The following is a 13,933-nucleotide window of genomic DNA, read 5'->3' as shown; positions in this document are numbered from 1 at the left end:
AGCCTAGGCCCTGTCCGAGTCGTCGCCGGTGCCGCCTCGGCCGCTGTCCTCGCGCCCCCGCGGCACGGCCGTCCAGGTCAGCAGGGCCGCGCCCGGCCGCAGATCGCTCCAGGCCGGGCCGTGCCAGGTCAGCGCCGCGACGGCGGAGGTGGGGAACTTCACCCGGATCCCGTCCAGGGTGTCGCCGAGGGCGTCCGCGGCCAGGCCGAGGACGAGTTCCTGCAGGCCGGGGTTGTGTCCGACCAGCAGCAGGGTGCGGACCCCGGCGGGCGTCCCGCGGACCACGGCCAGCAGCTCGGGCACGTCGGCGGCGTACAGGCGCGGTTCGTACCGGACGGGCGGCACGGTGTCCCACCGGGCCGAGGCCAGTTCCCAGGTCCGGCGGGCGCGTACGGCGGTGGAGCACAGGGCGAGATCGGGGAGGTGGCCGGCACCGGCCAGCGCGCGGCCGGCCGCCGGGGCGTCGCGCAGGCCGCGCGGGGCGAGCGGCCGCTCGTGGTCGGGCACGCCCTGCGGCCAGGCCGACTTGGCGTGCCGCAGGACGACCAGCCGGCGCGGCGGCCCGGCCTCGGCGGCGGCGCTCACGCCGGGGCCCCGACGTCACGGGTGAGTTCGAGGCCGAGGAGGCGGTCGGCGTAGGCGTACGTCTCGAAGCGGGCGCCGTCCGGGAGTCGCGGCCCGGCCTCCTCCACCGAGCGCAGCACGCGCAGCACCGCGGGCAGGTCCAGGTCGTCCTCCCAGGCGGTCCGCAGCCGTCCGCGCAGGTCCTCGGGGACCGGGCGGGACGGGCTCCGCGCCCAGTCGGCGACGGCCCGGCGCCAGCGGGCCAGGGTGATGCCGGCCGCACGCAGCGCGGCCTCGTCGAGCGGGGCGGGCGCGCGGTGGTGGTGGGAGAGGAGGGCGAGGCGGAGGGCGGCTGGATCGGGGGCCGGGCCGTCCGGCCGCACGGCCGCGACCGGGACCCACACGCCCTCCCCCGCCGGGGGGTCGTCCGCCGCCGCCACGTGCACGGTCTGGGCCTCGCCGAATCCCGCGGAGACGTCCCTGCCGTCCTCGAAGGGGCGGGCGCCGAGCCGGGTGGCGGCGGCCCGCAGCTCCGCCTGTTCGCGTTCGCCGGTCAGTACGGGCAGGACCGACGTGCCGCCGAGTTCCAGCACCCGCACGACGAGGTCGGCGACGAGGAGGACGCGGAGGGTACCGCTGCCGCACCCCGAGGCGTGGGCCTCGACACGGGTGAGGCCACGGCGGACGGGGGCGGCGGCGACGGGCTCGCCGGTTCGGGGGTCGATGATGCGCAGCACGCGCCCGAGCGTAGGCGGGCGCGGGGCCGCCCGCAGCCCCGGTTGCGGAATCGGTGACGGCCGTCCGATGTTGAGCGGACGGACGCCGTTCGGCGTCCTGCGATGTCCGTCCGTCAGAGGAGGCCGCCGTGTACGGCGACGAGGCAACGATCCGCAGGATCCTGACCGAGCTGGGTGACACCTGGGCGGTGGTGGGGCTGTCCACGAACCCGCGACGGGCGGCGTACGGTGTCGCGGAGGTGCTCCAGCGCTACGGCAAGCGGGTCGTCCCCGTCCATCCGAAGGCGGAGACCGTGCACGGGGAGCGGGGGTACGCCTCCCTCGCGGACATCCCCTTCGACGTGGACGTGGTGGACGTGTTCGTGAACAGTGACCTCGCGGGAGCCGTCGCGGACGAGGCGGTCGCCAAGGGCGCGAAGGCGGTGTGGTTCCAGCTCGGCGTCGTCGACGAGGCGGCCCACGCCCGTACCCGGGCCGCCGGTCTGGAGATGGTGATGGACCGCTGCCCGGCGATCGAGATCCCCCGGCTGGGCTGAACGGATGGCCGCTGCGGCCCCCTGACACCCCCTGAGGGGGCTCCCCGGGGTGCGGGTGGCCACGGCCTTCCCCCCAACTCCCTTCCCTCGCCCCACGTTCCGGTCGTCCTCGCGGGGGCCGGCCCGGCCGGGCCCCCCGTCACCGGCATCCTGCGGGGCGGGCGGTGCAGGCCCGCCTCAGAGCGCGACGCCCAGCCCGTCCAGCACCACCGCGCCGGGCAGTTCGGCGAACGCCTTGCCGGGCACCAGCAGTTTGCCGCGCCTGCGCCCGCTGCCGACGAGGACGTACGGCAGGTCGACGACGGCCGGGTCCACCAGCACCGGCCAGGCGGCGGGGAGCCCCACGGGGGTGATGCCGCCGTACTCCATGCCGGTCTCGCCCACCGCCGTGTCCATCGCGGCGAACGACGCCTTGCGGGCGCCGAGGTGACGGCGCCCCACGCCGTTGACGTCGACGCGGGTGGTGGAGAGTACGACGCACGCGGCCAGGGTGGTCTCGGCGCCGCGCTTGCCGGCGACCACCACGCAGTTCGCCGACTGCTCCAGCAGTTCCCGCCCGTAGTGCTCGACGAAGACGGCAGTGTCGGCCCACCGCGGGTCGGTGTCGACGTGGACGATCTGTTCGGCGGGGACGCTGCCGCTCCAGTGGCGTACCGCGTCGGCGACCGGACCGACCAGGTCGTCGAGGCGGTCGGGTGCGGGCCTGGTGTCGTCGAGGCGTCCGATGGGTGCGTCCATGGCCGCACGCTGACAGCGGCGCCGCGGCGGTCGGCGGGGTGTCTCAGTGCACGGGCGGCACCGACACGGTGAGCACCATCTCGGTCGGGATCCCGCCCTGGTTGGCGTAGGTGTGGGCGGCGTCGGCCTCGAAGGTGACGCTGGCGCCGGCCGGGACGCGGTGCTCCGTGCCCTCGACGGTGAGGGTCAGTTCGCCGGCGGTGACGTGGGCGATCTCGACCGTGCCGGCCGGGTGCGGGTCGGAGCTGCTGCTGTCGCCCGGCATCAGCCGCCAGTCCCACATCTCCAGCGGGCCGGGGGCTTCCGTACCGGCGAGGAGCCGGCTGTAGCTGCCCGCGTCGGTGTGCCAGAGCCGGACCACCCGGTCGGCGGGGACGACGCGGACCTTGGGCCCCTGATCGTAGTCGAGGAGGGTGGTGATGCTGATGCCGAGCGCGTCGCCGATCTTGACGACGGTGCCGAGGCTGGGGTTGGTGCGGGCCTGCTCGATCTGGATCAGCATGCCGCGGCTGACTCCGGCGCGGGCCGCGAGGGTCTCGAGGGTGAAGCCTCGGTCGGTGCGCCAGCGTTTGACGTTGCGCGCCAGGGACCGGGTCAGCAGGTCGAGGTCCGACACGTTCCGTCCGATTCAGCCTGTCCGGACGCTGCCCGGAGTCCAACGGTCTGGATTCCGAAGTCTACTGTCCTGTACCACCGGTCGGCGGCGGCCGGGTTCCGCCGCACCCGTCACCTTTCCGGTTCGAGTTCGGCGAGCCTCGCCGCCGACTCCTCGTCCAGACCGGACAGCGCGACCAGTTGGTCGGAGGTCACCCCGTCGGGGATCGGCACCGGGGCCGGGGTGCGCAGCGGCGGCTGCCAGCCGTCGGCGGGGGTCCACCGGCGTACGACCCGGGCGGGCGCCCCCGCGACCACCGCGTGGTCGGGCACCGTGCCGCGCACCACCGCGCCGGCCGCGACGACGACGTTCCGTCCGATCCGCGCCCCCGGCAGGATCACCGCGCCGGTGCCGATCCAGCAGCCGGAGCCGATCTCGACCGGTTCCATCCGCGGCCACTGCTTGCCGATGGGCTGGTGCGGATCGTCGTAGGAGTGGTTGGTGGAGGTGACGTAGACGTACGGCCCGAAGTAGCAGTCGCTGCCGATGGTGACCGTCGTGTCGGCGATGACGTGGCTGCCGCGGCCCAGCACGACGCCGTCGCCCATCCGCAGGATCGGGTCGGGGCCGAGGTCGAGGTCCGGCATCAGACCGGCCGTCAGCGTGACCTGCTCGCCCACGATGCAGTGCGCGCCGAGGTGGATCCAGGGTTCACCGAAGACGGTGCCGAGCGGGAAGGCGAGCCGGGTGCCGGAGCCGATCGAGCCGAAGCGGAGCCCGCCGGGGTGTTCGGCGGTGACGGAACCGGTGCGCTGCACCCAGGCCCAGCCCGCGTGGACGGCCCGCTGGGCGAGGCGGCGCCGCCATGATGAGAACGTGTTCTTGCGCTTCGGCACCCGCTCACCGTACTCAGCACGCGTCGGCGCCAGGACGCCGGAAGCCTGTGATCTTCACCCCACCGGGTGACGTACGGTGCGGGGAGCGGACGGACACGAGGAGACGGTGATGACGCACAAGGCGCTGATCGTGGGCATCGGCGGCAGGGAACCGAAGGTCGACGGGGAGGCGTTCGTGTCGCCGACGTCCTCCGTCATCGGGGACGTGACGCTGGCGGCGGGCGCGAGCGTCTGGTACGGCGCCGTGCTGCGCGGTGACGTGGAGCGGATCTCGGTGGGGGCGCGGAGCAACGTCCAGGACAACTGCACGCTGCACGCCGACCCCGGTTTCCCGGTGACCATCGGCGAGCGGGTCTCCGTCGGCCACAACGCGGTCGTCCACGGGGCGAGCGTCGGGGACGACTGCCTGATCGGGATGGGGGCGACCGTGCTGAACGGCGCGGTGATCGGGGCCGGTTCGCTGGTCGCCGCGCAGGCGCTGGTGCCGCAGGGCATGGAGGTGCCGCCGGGGTCGCTGGTCGCGGGGGTGCCGGCGAAGGTCAGGCGGCAGCTGTCCGAGGAGGAGCGTCAGGGCATCACGCTGAACGGCACGCTCTACGCCGACCTGGCGAAAGCCCACGGCGATATCCACGAGTAGGGCGGTGCCGCGGCGGGCGCGCGGCTGTGGCCTACTCGGCGGCCGCCACCGTCTCGGCCCTCGGTGCGGCGGCGGTCTCGGTCTCGGTCTCGGCCTGCCGTGCGGCGTTCTTCGCCTTGCGCTTGAGCACGATCATCGAGGTGAGGCCGATGAGCACGGCCACCACCAGGCCCAGCCAGGAGAACCGCTTCAGCCAGGACTCCGCGACGACACCCACGTAGTAGATGACGGCCGTCGTGCCGCCCGCCCACACGATGCCGCCGAGCAGGTTGGCGGTGAAGAACCTCCAGTACGGCATGTGCAGGACGCCCGCGAGCGGCCCGGCGAAGATCCGCAGCAGGGCGATGAAGCGGCCGAAGAAGACGGCCCACACGCCCCACTTCTCGAAGGACCGCTCCGCCGTGGCGATGTGCCCCTCGCTGAAGTGCCGGGGGAACTTCTCGCCCAGCCAGGCGAGCATCGGGCGGCCGCCCTTGCGGCCGATGGCATAACCGATGGAGTCACCGATCACCGCGCCCGCGATGGCGCAGGCGCCGAGGATCACGGGGTTGATGTCGCCGTGCTGCGAGGCCAGCAGCGCCGAGGAGACGAGGATGATCTCGCCCGGCAGCGGGATGCCCAGGCTCTCCAGTCCGATGACCAGGCCCACCAGCGCGTAGATGGCGACCGGGGGTACGGCCTCGAGCCACTCCTGGACGTGCACCGCCGGCTCCTCCCGTACGAGTCCTGCTTCGCGGCGCGCCGGGGACGGGCGCACGCCGGGAAGCCTACCGGGTCGGCCCCGCGACCGGTCCGTCCCGTCGTCCCGTCGCCCCCGGACTGCGGCTCCGGCTCCGGCTTCGGCTCCGGCTCCGGCTCCGGCTTCGGCTCGCAGCGGTCCGGAATCCCCGGACTCCCGCCCGCTCCCCGCGGTCCGGCCCTCGCGCACAGGATTCTCAGACGTGTCTCCCGGGGAACTCCCATCCCGGTGGTCCAGCATGACCGCCATGAACGCCCCCCACCCTTCCGCGCCCCCCGCCGGCTGTGTCCCCGCCGTACCCGCCGTCCGCAAGGCGGTCGTCCCGGCGGCCGGGCTCGGCACCCGTTTCCTCCCCGCGACGAAGGCGACGCCGAAGGAGATGCTCCCGGTCGTCGACAAGCCGGCCATCCAGTACGTCGTCGAGGAGGCCGCCGCGGCCGGTCTGGACGACGTGCTGATGGTCACGGGGCGCCACAAGCGGGCCATCGAGGACCACTTCGACCACGCCTTCGAACTGGAGCAGGCCCTCGCGGCCAAGGGCGACACCGTGCGACTGGACGCGGTGCGCGATCCGGCCCGGCTCGCGGACATCCACCACATCCGCCAGGGCGACCCGCTCGGCCTCGGTCACGCCGTGCTGTGCGCCCGCAACCACGTGGGCGACCAGCCGTTCGCGGTCCTTCTCGGCGACGACCTCATCGACCCGCGCGACGCGCTCCTCAGCCGCATGCTGGAGGTCCGCGACCGGCACGCCGGCAGCGTGGTCGCGCTGATGGAGGTGCCACCGGAGCAGGTCCACCTCTACGGCTGCGCGGCCGTGGAGCCGTCCGGCGAGGACGGCGTCGTACGGGTCACGGGGCTGGTGGAGAAGCCCGCGCCCGAGGACGCTCCGAGCCGGTACGCGGTCATCGGGCGGTACGTCCTCGACCCGGCGGTCTTCGACGTCCTGGAACGCACGGAACCCGGCCGCGGCGGCGAGATCCAGCTCACCGACGCCCTCCAGGAACTGGCCGCGGGCGGCACGGTGCACGGCGTCGTCTTCTCCGGCCGCCGCTACGACACCGGCGACAAGGCCGACTATCTGCGCACGGTGGTCCGGCTGGCCTGCGACCGGGACGACCTGGGCCCGGAATTCGTCTCCTGGCTCAAGGAGTTCGTGGCGGAACTGGAGGAGACCGGCGCGCCGGGGCGCGAACGGTCCCACCGCGTGCGGGCGAGGGCCGCCGGGGCGGCGTAGCGCCGGCGCCCGGCAGGGCGAGAGGGGAGGACGGCGCCGCGAAGCACCGGCGCCGGGCGGTGCGGCGCGGGTGGGAGGTCACCGGCACCACGCGACGCCGTCCCGCTCCACGCCGCGCCGGTGGCCGCCGGTCCCGGAACGCGGGGCGCGGGCCGCCGGTCCCGGAACGCGGGGCGCGGGCCGCCGGTCCCGGAACGCGGGGCGCGGGGCGCGGGGCGCGGGGCGCGGGAACGACCGCAGCCGCGTCCGGGGTCCCGGTCCGCGGCCCGTCCGCTCAGCCGTTGGGCCGCAGCGTCCACACCACGGTCATCTCGCCGGTCACGGCCCCGTCCTCGCGGCGGATCTCGATCGCCACCGGGAACTCGGGCCGCTCCCCCGCGTCGAGCTGGGCGACGACCTCGGCGGCCGGGCGTCCCAGTGTCGCGGTCGCCGTGACGGGCCCCATGGCGAGCTTGCGGTAGGCGATCTCGGCGCGGACGGCGAGCGGCACGGCCCGGGACAGCTGGTCCCCGAACGCGGCGAGCACGATCGCCCCGCTCGCGGACTCGCCGAGCGTGAACATCGCCCCGGCGTGCGGCCCGCCCACGTGGTTGTGGAACGCCCCCTGGTCCGGCAGAGCCACCACGGCCTTCTCCGGCCCGGTCTCGAGGAACTCGAGGTTCAGCGTCCGGGCCATGGGCACAGTGGCGGCGAGCATCTCGCCGATGGACATCTGGTCAGCGCTCATGCCGCGATGTTACCCACGAGTAGGCTCGTCGGCCAGGGGGAGGGAACAGGGAGTCCACGCGGGAGGGGGCGCGCCGCGGCCGATTCGGTACCGCCCTGACGAGGGGCGGTGACCTGTTCGTGTCATGGGCGGCACTAGGGTTTCCGGCCATGTGGCCAGGACAGCAGCAGCCCGGGGGAGAGCAGAACCCGCAGGCGCAGAACAACCCGTACCAACAGCCGGGATACCAGCAGCCGAATCCGTATCAGCAGCCGGGGTACCAGCAACAGCCCGGCTATCAGCAGCACCCCGGTGCCTACGCGCAGACGGCTCAGTGGGGCGCGCCCGGGGGGCCGGGCTCCCCGCAGTCCGGCGGTGGCGGCGGGAACCGGACGAAGGTGGTCGCGATCGTGGCGGCCGCGGCCGTCGTCCTGGCCGCCGGTGTCACCGGATTCCTGGTGCTGGGCGGAGACGACGAGCAGCCGGAGGCCAAGGGCAAGGGCGGTGCGAGCCCGACGGTGTCGGTCGAACCGAGCGGCTCGGCCTCCTCCTCGTCCGGCACGGACGACAACCCGCGCGACACCGAGACCGAGAAGCCGACCGTGGCGGGCTGGAAGGTCGTCGTGAACCCCAAGTGGGGCATCGCCTTCGACGTGCCCGCGGACTGGGAGGTCCAGTCGCCGGGCCTGAGCCAGGGCTTCGAGTGGGAGGACAAGGAGCAGCCCGACGGCTACGACGCGATCATCCAGGGGGGCACGGCCGAGTACAAGTCCAAGTGGTGCACGTCCGACGACGACAAGGACGGCAAGACCGACGACACCGCGCTGGCCATGGTCGGCAGCAAGGGTGCCGAAGGGGCCAAGAACACCGACGAGATCGCCCTCAACACGCCCGCCTGGTGGGTGTTCGGCGGCTACACCGAGCCGGACCGCAAGAGCATCACCACCGACAAGAAGGCCACCCCCTTCACCACTGCCTCGGGGGTCGAGGGCAGCTACGCCTGGGCACGGTCGACGAACACGCCGCAGAAGGGCAAGTGCGACAGCGACGGCAAGGCGATCACCTTCGGCTTCAAGAACTCCGCCAACGACTACGTGTCGTGGAACCTGTACGGCGCCAGGGGCGTGAAGGACGAACTGCCCGAGGCGACCATCCTGAAGATCCTCGCCACCGTGCGGCTGCACGGGGAGCCGACCGGCGGCTGAGTCCCCACCGCCCGCGCGCCGGCTCCCCGGCCGGCGAAACCGGCCGCCGGCTTGCCGGACCGGCGGCCGGGCGGGGATAGTCGGCCGGTGACCTCAGCCGCCGATCCCCGCCCCCGCCTGCGCAGACCCTCCTGGGCGGGCCGCAACTACAGCCTGCTGACAGCCGCCGCGTTCGTGACGGGCCTCGGGGCCAACGGGGCCCTCATCGCCGCCGCGTTCGCCGTCCTCGAAGCCGGCGGCGACGGCGGCGACGTCGGTCTGGTGGCGGCGGCCCGCACGCTGCCACTGGTGCTGTTCCTGCTGGTCGGCGGGGCGGTCGCGGACCGTCTGCCGCGGCACCGGGTGATGGTCGCGGCCAACGCCCTCAGCTGTCTGTCGCAGGCCGCGTTCGCCGTGCTCGTCCTGACCGGCGAGCCGCGGCTGTGGCAGATGATGCTGCTGACCGCCCTCGGCGGCACCGGCCAGGCGTTCTTCAGCCCGGCCGCCGAGGGCATGCTGATGTCCTCGGTGCGCGGCGAGCAGGCCGGCCGGGCGTTCGCGGTGTTCCGGATGGCGATGCAGGGAGCGGGCCTCGGCGGCGCGGCCCTCGGCGGCGCCATGGTCGCGGTGATCGGGCCGGGCTGGGTGCTCGCGGCGGACGCCGCCGCCTTCGCCGTCGCCGGGTCGCTGCGCGCGTTCCTCGACGTGGGACACATACCGGACCGCGAGCCCGGCGGCGGCCTGCTGGCCGATCTGCGGGAAGGCTGGCGGGAGTTCAGCGGCCGCCCCTGGCTGTGGGGCGTCGTGCTCCAGTTCTCGATCGCCAACGCCGTCGTGGCGGCCGCCGACGCGGTCTACGGCCCCCTCGTCGCCCGGGACCACCTGGGCGGGGCGGGCCCCTGGGGTCTCGCCCTCGGCTTCTTCGGCGCGGGCACGGTGGCGGGCGCCCTGCTGATGACCCGCTGGAGACCACACCGTCTCCTCTTCGTCGGCACCCTCTGCGTGTTCCCCCTGGCCCTGCCCTCGGCGGCCCTCGCCGTGCCGGTGCCGGTCGGCGTCCTGTGCGCGGTGATGTTCCTGACCGGCATCACCCTGGAGGTGTTCGGCGTGTCCTGGATGACCGCCCTCCACCAGGAGATCCCGGAGGAGAAGCTCTCCCGCGTCTCGGCCTACGACTGGTTCGGCTCGGTCGCCCTGGTTCCCCTGGCCACGGCCCTGGCAGGCCCCTCGGAGTCCCTCTTCGGCCGCACGGCCTCCCTGTGGGGCTGTGCCGTCCTCGTCGTCGTGGTCACGGCGGCGGTCCTGTGCGTACCGGACGTACGCCACCTGACCCGCCGCACGAAGCCGGTGGCAGGCCGACGGGCGGCCGCGGCCCCCACCGGTCCCCTTCCGAAGACGCTGCCGGACCAGGCCTCCCCGGCCCCGGCGAAGCCGGACGGGAGCACCGGCGCACTCGGGTGAGAGCCGCGCACGGGTTCCCGGTGCCGAGCATCACCCGCGGGCGGCGAGGCCCCCGTCCGGCTTCGCGCCGGCCGGCCCGGCCGCGCTGGCGACCCGCCCGCGTCCCGCCGGCCGACCGGCCGGCCCCGGTGCGGCCGGCAAGGGCCGCGGCCCGCGGCAGTGGAGGCCGGCGCTGGTCACCCGATCCCGAACGCCCCCTCGGGCGGCACCGGTGACGGCACCGCCTCCGCGTCGCCCACCGGGCGGGCGTCGCCGGTGAACTCCCTCAGGGACGCGCCGTGTTCCACGCGGGCGGGGAAGGCGTCGGAGGCCGTGCGGCGGGCCAGGGGCGGGACGTCCAGGGGATGGTGGGCGGCGACGAGGACGGCGTTGCCGAACCGTCGGCCGCGCAGGACCGCCGGTTCGGCGATGACCGCGAGATGCTCGAACACCACCGCGAAGGTCGCGAGTTGGGAGCGCAGGAAGGCGAACGGGGCCGCGTCCGCGAGGTTCGCCAGATAGACGCCGTCCGCGCGCAGGACCCGCCCGGCCTCGCGGGCGTAGGACAGCGTCGTCAGGTGGGCGGGGACGCGGGAGCCGCCGAAGACGTCGGCCACCAGGATGTCGGCGGAGGCCGTCGGGGCCGCCTCCAGCCAGTCCCGCGCGTCGGCCGCGTGCAGGGTGATGCCGGTGCCGGCCGGGACCGGCAGCTGCTCGGCCACGAGGTCCAGCAGACCCCGGTCGGCCTCCACGACGTCCTGCCGGGAGCCCGGCCGGGTCACGGCGAGGTACCGGGGCAGGGTGAGCGCCCCGCCACCGAGGTGCAGCACGTCCAGCGCACGGCCGGCCTCGGCGACGGTGTCCAGGACATGCCCGAGCCGCCGGGCGTACTCGAACTCCAGATGCGTCGGCTCGTCCAGGTCGACGTACGACTGCGGCGCCCCGTCCACCGTCAGCAGCCAGGCCCGCTCCCGGTCGACGTCGGGCATCAGCTTGGCGGTGCCGTGATCGACGGCTCGGGTGACGGGTATGGAGTCGTTCACGCTGTCATTGTGCCCGGGACCCGCCGAGGCCGTGGGACCCGCCGAGGCCGTGGGACCCACGGGGGCGGGCGGCACGGCACGGCGCGGCAGGGGCGGAAGCGCCAGGAACGCGGGAGCGCCGCACACGCGGAAGCGCCAGGGGCGCGAAGCACCGGAGAAAGGCGCGGGGTGCCACAGGCGAGCAAGATCCGCAGGAGCTGGGCCCGCAGTGGCAGGGCCCGCGATGGCGCAAGGCTCACAGAAGCGCGAGGCGCCTCAGAGGCACAGGGCGCCGGAGGAGCGCGGGGCCCCGCGAGACCGGTTCGGTACCGGCCCCTGCGGGCCCCGCCTGTGTTCCGTCGTCACTCGACGGTGGTCACGGTGCCCGCCCCCACGGTCCGTCCGCCCTCCCGGACGGCGAAGCCGAGGCCGGGCTCCAGCGGCATCTCGCGCCCCAGCTCGACGGTCATGACGACCGTGTCACCGGGGCGGGCGACGGCCACCTCTGCGAGGTCGACGTCCCCGACCACGTCCGCCGTGCGGATGTGGAACTGCGGCCGGTAGCCGGTGGCGACGGGCGTCGAGCGCCCGCCCTCCCGCGTCGACAGCACGTGCACCCGCGCCGTGAAGCGCCGGCTGGGCACCACGCTCCCCGGCGCGGCGACCACGTGCCCGCGCCGTACGGCGTCCCGCGGCACGCCCCGCAGGAGCAGCGCCACGTTGTCGCCGGCCTGTGCCTCCTCCATCGGCTTGCCGAAGGTCTCCAGGCCGGTCACCACCGACTCGACGCCGGCGCCGAGCACGTCGACCCGGTCGCCGAGGCGGACCGTGCCGCGCTCCACGGCGCCGGTGACGACCGTCCCGCGTCCGGTGATGGTGAGCACGTTCTCCACGGGCAGCAGGAACGGCGCGTCCAGGTAGCGCTCGGGCATCGGCACGTAGGTGTCCACCGCGTCGAGCAGCGCGTCGATCGACGCCGTCCAGCGCGGGTCGCCCGCCAGTGCCTTCAGCCCCGAGACCCGTACGACGGGCGCGGAGTCGCCGCCGTAGCCGTGCGCGGTGAGCAGGTCGCGGACCTCCAGTTCGACCAGGTCGGTCAATTCGGCGTCCGCGCCGTCGCCGACGGCGTCGGCCTTGTTGAGCGCGACCACGATGTGGTCGACGCCCACCTGGCGGGCGAGAAGGACGTGTTCGGCGGTCTGCGGCATGATCCCGTCGAGCGCGGACACGACGAGGATCGCCCCGTCGAGCTGCGCGGCACCGGTGACCATGTTCTTGACGTAGTCGGCGTGACCCGGCATGTCGACGTGCGCGTAGTGCCGGGTGTCGGTCTCGTACTCGACGTGCGCGATGTTGATGGTGATGCCGCGCGCCGCCTCCTCGGGGGCGCGGTCGATGCGGTCGAACGGCACGAAGGTGCCGGTGCCGCGCTCGGCGAGGACCTTGGTGATGGCGGCGGTGAGCGTGGTCTTGCCGTGGTCGACGTGACCCATGGTGCCGATGTTCAGGTGCGGTTTCGTACGCACGTAAGCCGTCTTGGGCATGGCGGTACCTCGAAGCCTCTCGGAGGGTGCTGCGTGACGGCCCCGGCGGCGAAGGACGCGCAGGCCGGGACGGGGACCCCGGGGAACCCGCCGACCCTCCCCCTGCGGGGTCCGCCGGTCGATCCGGAGAGGGTCAGCTTCGGGCGCCGTCGACAGCGGCCACGAGAACGGGAACGGCAGCCTTCGGCGCATCCGCGACCGCGGATGCCGCAAGGAGGAAGGCGCACCGGAACATGGGGCCGATCCTCGCCGACGGCGGAACCGGTGTCGAACGGTTTTCCCGGGCGGGCGGGGCGGGCGGACCCTGGCCGGCCCGAGCGGCCGGGGGTCCACGCCCCGATGCCCTCAGCGCCTCACGGCACCGGCCGGGGCACCGTACTCGGCGGCCGGGCGGTGTCGGCGGGAGCGCCGGGCGGTGCCTCCGCCGCCCCGCTCCTGCGACGGCCATGAGACGGACCACACGGCGATCACACCTGTCCTTCGGTTAGTGTCGCCGGATGCTCGATGCCCACACCCGCTCTGGGGGCACCGCCACGGCCTCTCCCCGGGCCACCGCCACTGAGCTGGTCGTCCCCGTACCGCTCGTCCCCCTGCCCGTCGTCGCCCCGGCGCCGACGGGGTTCGCCGCGCGCTGCACGAGAACGCTGCTCTCGCCGTGGGCGCGGTTCTCGCTCCTGGTCGCACTCCTGACGGTGGCCGCGTCGAGCGTGCTGCTGTTCGAGCCGCAGCGGCTGCTCTCGGAGGGCTGGCCACCCCAACTGGGCGGAGTCGCCGCGGCGTCGGTGTTCGCGGTGGCGTACGGCCTGTGCACGGTGGCGTTCGTGCCGCGCCCCTTGCTGAACCTGGCCGCCGGAGCGCTGTTCGGCTCGCAGCTGGGCACCGGCACGGCGCTGGCCGGCACGGTGCTGGGCGCCGGGCTCGCCTTCGGGCTCGGCCGGATCCTCGGCCAGGACGCGCTGCGGCCCCTGCTGCGGGGGCGGCTGCTGAAGGCGGCGGACGGCCAGTTGAGCCGGCACGGACTGCGGTCGATGCTGGCGGCCCGGCTGTTCCCGGGGGTCCCGTTCTGGGCGGCGAACTACTGCGCCGCCGTCTCCCGCATGGGCTGGCTGCCGTTCCTGGCCGCGACCGCGCTCGGTTCGATCCCGAACACGACCGCGTACGTCGTCGCCGGGGCGAACGCCTCGTCCCCGACCTCGCCCCTCTTCCTGGTCTCGATGGCGGCCATCGCCCTGCCCGCGGCGGCGGGCACGGTGGTCGCCTGGCGCAAACGCCACCACCTGCGCCGCCGCTGACGCCCGCCCGCGCCACCGCCCGCACCACCGCTCACGCCCGCGTCCGCGCGGGCGCCACCGCTCACG

The 13,933-nt window shown here is 74.6% G+C and carries 15 protein-coding genes; 6 read left to right on the top strand and 9 right to left on the bottom strand.

Annotation, left to right across the window (positions count from 1 at the left end; translation table 11 throughout):
* Positions 1-3: 3 nt before the first annotated feature.
* Both ACGFQC_RS19860 and ACGFQC_RS19855 read right to left on the bottom strand, forming a co-directional pair.
* Positions 4-585, bottom strand: coding sequence for a histidine phosphatase family protein (locus tag ACGFQC_RS19860; protein ID WP_363089852.1), 582 nt, complete (start codon positions 583-585; stop codon positions 4-6).
* Positions 582-1,301 (bottom strand): hypothetical protein, encoded by a 720-nt coding sequence (locus ACGFQC_RS19855; RefSeq protein ID WP_363089853.1) that lies wholly within the window; start codon positions 1,299-1,301, stop codon positions 582-584. The genes ACGFQC_RS19860 and ACGFQC_RS19855 overlap by 4 nt, the downstream gene beginning before the upstream one ends.
* A gap of 128 nt (positions 1,302-1,429) precedes the next feature.
* On the opposite strand from ACGFQC_RS19855, the gene ACGFQC_RS19850 reads away from it, so the two are divergent.
* Positions 1,430-1,837, top strand: a complete 408-nt coding sequence (locus ACGFQC_RS19850; protein ID WP_363089854.1) for a CoA-binding protein — start codon at positions 1,430-1,432, stop codon at positions 1,835-1,837.
* A 177-nt stretch (positions 1,838-2,014) separates the two neighbouring features.
* Here the strand turns inward: ACGFQC_RS19850 and ACGFQC_RS19845 are convergent, their stop codons facing one another.
* From ACGFQC_RS19845 to ACGFQC_RS19835, 3 genes are all read right to left on the bottom strand, one after another.
* Positions 2,015-2,575, bottom strand: a complete 561-nt coding sequence (locus ACGFQC_RS19845; RefSeq protein ID WP_363089855.1) for a YbaK/EbsC family protein — start codon at positions 2,573-2,575, stop codon at positions 2,015-2,017.
* 43 nt (positions 2,576-2,618) lie between these two features.
* Entirely contained in the window at positions 2,619-3,191 is a 573-nt protein-coding gene (locus ACGFQC_RS19840) for an XRE family transcriptional regulator (protein ID WP_363089856.1), read from the bottom strand.
* Positions 3,192-3,301: 110 nt separating this feature from the next.
* Entirely contained in the window at positions 3,302-4,066 is a 765-nt protein-coding gene (locus ACGFQC_RS19835) for an acyltransferase (RefSeq protein WP_363089857.1), read from the bottom strand.
* 109 nt (positions 4,067-4,175) lie between these two features.
* Between ACGFQC_RS19835 and ACGFQC_RS19830 the strand changes: the two genes are divergently transcribed.
* Positions 4,176-4,703, top strand: coding sequence for a gamma carbonic anhydrase family protein (locus ACGFQC_RS19830; RefSeq protein WP_363089858.1), 528 nt, complete (start codon positions 4,176-4,178; stop codon positions 4,701-4,703).
* 31 nt (positions 4,704-4,734) lie between these two features.
* Here the strand turns inward: ACGFQC_RS19830 and ACGFQC_RS19825 are convergent, their stop codons facing one another.
* The gene (locus tag ACGFQC_RS19825; RefSeq protein WP_363089911.1) at positions 4,735-5,406 is read right to left on the bottom strand and encodes a DedA family protein; all 672 of its coding nucleotides are present in this window, start codon (positions 5,404-5,406) and stop codon (positions 4,735-4,737) included.
* Positions 5,407-5,689: 283 nt separating this feature from the next.
* On the opposite strand from ACGFQC_RS19825, the gene galU reads away from it, so the two are divergent.
* Positions 5,690-6,679: a UTP--glucose-1-phosphate uridylyltransferase GalU gene (gene galU, locus ACGFQC_RS19820; RefSeq protein WP_363089859.1), complete on the top strand. Its 990-nt coding sequence runs from the start codon at positions 5,690-5,692 to the stop codon at positions 6,677-6,679.
* Between the two features lie 274 nt (positions 6,680-6,953).
* Here galU and ACGFQC_RS19815 read toward each other — a convergent pair whose 3' ends face one another.
* Positions 6,954-7,391 (bottom strand): DUF4442 domain-containing protein, encoded by a 438-nt coding sequence (locus ACGFQC_RS19815; protein WP_363089912.1) that lies wholly within the window; start codon positions 7,389-7,391, stop codon positions 6,954-6,956.
* Positions 7,392-7,555: 164 nt separating this feature from the next.
* On the opposite strand from ACGFQC_RS19815, the gene ACGFQC_RS19810 reads away from it, so the two are divergent.
* Together ACGFQC_RS19810 and ACGFQC_RS19805 are read left to right on the top strand one after the other, a co-directional pair.
* A complete protein-coding gene (locus ACGFQC_RS19810; protein ID WP_363089860.1) occupies positions 7,556-8,590 on the top strand; it encodes a hypothetical protein in 1,035 nt (344 codons plus the stop codon).
* 87 nt (positions 8,591-8,677) lie between these two features.
* Positions 8,678-10,030 (top strand): MFS transporter, encoded by a 1,353-nt coding sequence (locus tag ACGFQC_RS19805; RefSeq protein ID WP_363089861.1) that lies wholly within the window; start codon positions 8,678-8,680, stop codon positions 10,028-10,030.
* Between the two features lie 176 nt (positions 10,031-10,206).
* Here ACGFQC_RS19805 and ACGFQC_RS19800 read toward each other — a convergent pair whose 3' ends face one another.
* Complete coding sequence (locus tag ACGFQC_RS19800; RefSeq protein WP_363089862.1) at positions 10,207-11,052, bottom strand: fused MFS/spermidine synthase; 846 nt, start codon at positions 11,050-11,052, stop codon at positions 10,207-10,209.
* Between the two features lie 341 nt (positions 11,053-11,393).
* Complete coding sequence (gene tuf / locus ACGFQC_RS19795) at positions 11,394-12,575, bottom strand: elongation factor Tu (RefSeq protein ID WP_363089863.1); 1,182 nt, start codon at positions 12,573-12,575, stop codon at positions 11,394-11,396.
* Positions 12,576-13,072: 497 nt separating this feature from the next.
* On the opposite strand from tuf, the gene ACGFQC_RS19790 reads away from it, so the two are divergent.
* Entirely contained in the window at positions 13,073-13,867 is a 795-nt protein-coding gene (locus ACGFQC_RS19790) for a TVP38/TMEM64 family protein (RefSeq protein WP_363089864.1), read from the top strand.
* The last annotated feature ends 66 nt before the right edge of the window (positions 13,868-13,933 follow it).

Source organism: Streptomyces sp. NPDC048734 (genome assembly GCF_043198675.1).
Taxonomy (GTDB): domain Bacteria; phylum Actinomycetota; class Actinomycetes; order Streptomycetales; family Streptomycetaceae; genus Streptomyces.
Note: the sequence above shows the minus strand (reverse complement) of the source record. Positions and strands in the feature narration are given on the sequence as shown.

Bases quoted from the DNA above. Each gene is read 5' to 3' on its own strand.
- ACGFQC_RS19790 (WP_363089864.1), top strand. From the start codon at position 13,073: ATGCTCGATGCCCACACCCGCTCTGGGGGCACCGCCACGGCCTCTCCC.
- tuf (WP_363089863.1), bottom strand. From the start codon at position 12,575: ATGCCCAAGACGGCTTACGTGCGTACGAAACCGCACCTGAACATCGGC.
- ACGFQC_RS19815 (WP_363089912.1), bottom strand. From the start codon at position 7,391: ATGTCCATCGGCGAGATGCTCGCCGCCACTGTGCCCATGGCCCGGACG.
- galU (WP_363089859.1), top strand. From the start codon at position 5,690: ATGAACGCCCCCCACCCTTCCGCGCCCCCCGCCGGCTGTGTCCCCGCC.
- ACGFQC_RS19830 (WP_363089858.1), top strand. From the start codon at position 4,176: ATGACGCACAAGGCGCTGATCGTGGGCATCGGCGGCAGGGAACCGAAG.
- ACGFQC_RS19845 (WP_363089855.1), bottom strand. From the start codon at position 2,575: ATGGACGCACCCATCGGACGCCTCGACGACACCAGGCCCGCACCCGAC.
- ACGFQC_RS19810 (WP_363089860.1), top strand. From the start codon at position 7,556: ATGTGGCCAGGACAGCAGCAGCCCGGGGGAGAGCAGAACCCGCAGGCG.